Below are 3,720 nucleotides of genomic sequence, written 5' to 3'. Positions count from 1 at the left end.
TTCCGTCACGCAGTCGGGGCGGCGGGCGGTGCGGGTGTCGTGCTGCTTGTTATCTGCCATAGGCAATACTCCTTTCAGTCGGTAATCAGTTTCTTCATGCTCTCCATTTTCCGCTGTGCGGTTTCCTGCCGGAAGTTGTCGCCGGTAAAGCGTACCGGGACGCACATGGAAAGCAGCCGGTCATAAATCCGGGAATGGGCGGTATCTTCCGGGTTCCGCAGGTCGTCCAGTGTGAGGTTGGTCGTGACGATCAGCGGCTTGCCGCTGCGGTAACGGCTGTCAATCACATTGAAAACCTGCTCCAAACCGTACTCGGTGCCGCGCTCCATGCCGAAGTCGTCAAGGATAAGCAGCGGATAGCGGCAAAGACGGGAAATGTACTCGTTCCTGCCCTCAAAGCTGGCGGCAAGGTCATTGAGGATAAGGGCAAAGTTTGTCATGTGGACGGGGATTTCTTTCTCCATGAGGGCGTTTGCGATACAGCCCGCAAGGTAGCTTTTCCCGGTTCCCACGCCGCCCCAGAACAGGCAGCCGATATTGTCGGCTCGCATATCCTCCCAATGCTCCACATACCGGCGGGCTATCCCGGCCTGCGGGTTCCTGCCGTTGTCATTCTCAAAAGTCCAGTCCCGCATAGCGGGGTCGGTAAAGCCCCGGCGTTTCAGTTCCTCCACGGTGTCAAGGTGCCTGCGCCGTTTCTCGACGGCCTCCCGTTTCTCGCGGGCGGCTCTCTGGCAGTCGCACTCTGCCGGGTGGCGGTCACGGCCAAAGATAGCGGCCTTGTCCGGCGCAAAATAGGCTTCTTTCGGCTTGCGGCACTTGCCGCAGTACAGTAAACCGTCCTCGCCGGTGTAGTCCTCTGGCTCCGGGGTGGCAGCCGTCATATTCTCCAAAACAGCGTTGATTTCGTTCTTCATAAACTCTCGCCCTCCTTGCATGAGTAATCTGGTATGCCCTTTTTCGGGGCTTTCCTGGCTGCGTCCTCCTGCGCCCATTTGTAGATTGTGGCGGCATGGCTGCGGTATCGCTTGCCGCTGGACGCGATATGGCAGGATAGCCGGTCAATGTAGTAGTTCCATTTGTCGGGCAGGTCTGCTTTCAGCCCGTCCAGTTCTGATTGCGAAAGAAAGACATTTTCATACCGGCCATAAGCGGCGCGGGCGGTCTGTCCTGTATCTAACTCTCGCTCTCTCTCTTTTTCTATCTCTATCTCTTTCTCTATCTCTATCTCTGGTGGACAAATGTCCGCTTGATATGGTGGACATTTGTCCGCCCCAGCCTTTGGCAAGGCTTTTTGCTCCTGCAAAGCCAGCCTTGCCCGCCGTTTCCGCTCCCCCTCGGTAGAGGATTGGCCGATAAGCAGTTCAATGTTGCTCATATACAGCGCGCCGCTTGGCAGCGGCTCCACAAGCCCCAGCTTCATAAAAATCTGCAAGGCTCGCTCTACGGTGCCGACTTGCTGGCGGGTAATGGTGGCAATCATCTGCGCAGTGTAGGGGATATTTTCATCAAGCTGCAACTTCCCGCCGTTTTTCAGCGATTTCAGGTACAGTTTCAAGAGAATGTTGGAATAGAGGATACCGTCCTGCATACTTTCCAGCAGCACGATAGCGTCCTCGTCAAAGTAATTCTCTTTCAGCTTGAGGTAGTAGTATTTTCGGTTGTCTGACATGGTTCCTCCTTTGGGTGGATTTGGGGCGTTTGTACGCATTTAGAACGGCGTTTCCGGGGGAAAAGGATAAATGTATCGCATACCCTTTGACACCCACGAAAAAAGCCTTGATTTATGCGGGTTTGAAAGGCTCTAAAGCGTGACATTTCTGCCTTTGTTTCCGCTTTCGCTCGGCGGCTTTGATTTTCTTTATGCGTCCGGCGCAGTCGGGGCAGTATTTCCCCCGGTTGGATTTGGGGACAAAGGCCGCCCCACAGACGGCGCACCGTTTCCGGCTCCCCCGGTACAAAAGTGTTGCGGCCAGTTCCCCGTCAAGGGGCAGGACAGCCACACGGAACCAGCGGCACATGAGAGAAAGGGAAATGCTCTGGACGCACACGCAAGGCTCCCCGTCGTCCAACAGCAGGCAGTTCCCCTCGTCATAGTTACAGCACTCATGCACCAGCCGCCGCGCCCGCCGGTGCTGGCGGTAGTCCATGCGGGGCAGCTTATCGCTCATGGCTCTGTTCCTTTCTGCGGCGGGGTTCCTCCCGGCGCAAAATCTGGTCGATGTTCCGCTTGACGGTCTGCAACTCCTTGAACCGCTGCTTCTGTTCGTGGTAGGTGTTATACAGGCCGGATTTCTTGGAAACAAGCTGCTCGATCTCGTCCTGCAACGCTTTCCGGGCGGGCAGCTTGGTAATGCCATGCTCCCGGAAATACCGGGCGGCTGCGTCGGCTATGATAAAGTCGCTCTCATGCGCCTGCCGGTATGCGGCGCGGGCTTTCTCGGATTTCTGCGCTTTCAGCCCGTCGCGGGCGGGCTTGGTCTTGGCGTAAGCAAGTACCTGTTGCTGCAACTCCTTTTTCCCTTGTAGCTTCGTTTCCAGTGCTTTCAGTTCGCCGCTGGTCTGGCGCATTTCCTGATAGGCGGTATCAACGGCGGCTTCTAACTGCTCCGGGGAAGTGAAGCCGTATTCCTGATACACATTCAGCGTCGCGGCCATCTGTTTGAGATTGTGCATGGTCGCCCAACGCTCATAGCCCCGGCCTTTGCCCTCGGCTTTCTTCTGCTCAATGTCCACAAGCCGCTGCACATTCGGAGCGGTTTGAGGGGCTTTTGTGGGCTGTATGCCGGTTTTCCCATGCCGGGGATATTCGGGTATGGCTGCGGCCTTTTCTGCGGCTCTGGCGGCGTTCCGCTCCAAAACGGCAAGGACAGCGGCGCGGTCAAAATCGTCGCCCAGCTTGCGGGCGGTAATGGGCTTTGTCCTGTCCGGCGTGAGATAGGATAGCCGCCCCCGGCTCTCCTTAACGGTCACACCCTCCCGCAGCAGCAGAGAAGAAAACTCGTCAAAGCCGGTGGCGGTGGCAAGGGCTTCCCGTATGGTCTGCCGCAGCTTTTCCTTGTTCGTTTCAAACTTGGTCTGCCGGGGCGTGATACCGCCTGCAATCATGGGGGCGTTCTGCTTGTCCAGCGCGGCCTGTCCCTTTTTCTGCGCCCAATACTCCCGGTCTGTGACGCGGTTCTTGCTGCCGTTCAAGAGGTCGATTTGGTAAAGCCCCTCCCGGTGGCACATCTCCATGACTTCGGACTTGAAGTAGCGCAAGGCCGCGTCAGTACAGCGGTGCTTGCAACCGGCTTTCGTGTCGGCTGGCCTGTCCATGTAGGGCAGGAACGGGACTTCCTCTATCCGCAGGCTGTTAATGACGATATGCACATGGATATTGCCGCTGTGGTTATGGCCGTCCGGGTGGGTGCATACAAGGGCTTGGTGGCCGGGGAAATGCTCTTTACAGAATTGCTCCCCTAACGCCTGTGCCCGGTCTACGGTCAGGCCGTTGTCCGGCCCGTCCCGTGGGTCAAAGCTGATGATATAGTGGTGGCTTTTCACATCTTCCCGCCGCTGATTCTTCCCATAGCGGAGATTTGCCCGCATACAGGCAACGGCAAAATCCTCCCCGCCGCAGTTCAGCGTGGACAGCCGGTAATCCTCGCGGGGGATAAGCCTGCCGGTTTCATCAAGGACGGGCTTCATGGTAAACTCGTCATGCTCAAAAAGCAGGTA

At 57.0% G+C, this 3,720-nt stretch carries 4 protein-coding genes; all 4 read right to left on the bottom strand.

The annotated features are described in order from the left end of the window. Nucleotides 1-74: 74 nt before the first annotated feature. Nucleotides 75-917 carry an ATP-binding protein gene (locus WMO64_RS16910; protein ID WP_349166749.1) on the bottom strand — a complete coding sequence of 281 codons (843 nt, stop codon included), beginning with the start codon at nt 915-917 and terminating at the stop codon, nt 75-77. Next, nucleotides 914-1,672 carry a phage replisome organizer N-terminal domain-containing protein gene (locus WMO64_RS16905; RefSeq protein WP_349166750.1) on the bottom strand — a complete coding sequence of 253 codons (759 nt, stop codon included), beginning with the start codon at nt 1,670-1,672 and terminating at the stop codon, nt 914-916. Before WMO64_RS16905 ends, WMO64_RS16910 begins: the two co-directional genes overlap by 4 nt. A 112-nt stretch (nt 1,673-1,784) precedes the next feature. After that, complete coding sequence (locus WMO64_RS16900; RefSeq protein WP_349166751.1) at nt 1,785-2,171, bottom strand: cysteine-rich VLP domain-containing protein; 387 nt, start codon at nt 2,169-2,171, stop codon at nt 1,785-1,787. Beyond that, nucleotides 2,161-3,720 (bottom strand): relaxase/mobilization nuclease domain-containing protein (locus WMO64_RS16895; RefSeq protein WP_349232750.1); only part of this gene is annotated, 1,560 nt, incomplete at its 5' end. The genes WMO64_RS16900 and WMO64_RS16895, both read right to left, overlap by 11 nt.

This window comes from Pseudoflavonifractor intestinihominis, assembly GCF_040096055.1.
Classification (GTDB): Bacteria; Bacillota; Clostridia; order Oscillospirales; family Oscillospiraceae; genus Pseudoflavonifractor; species Pseudoflavonifractor intestinihominis.
The sequence above is the reverse complement of the archived record's forward strand: the minus strand, read 5'-3'. Positions and strand labels throughout refer to the sequence as shown.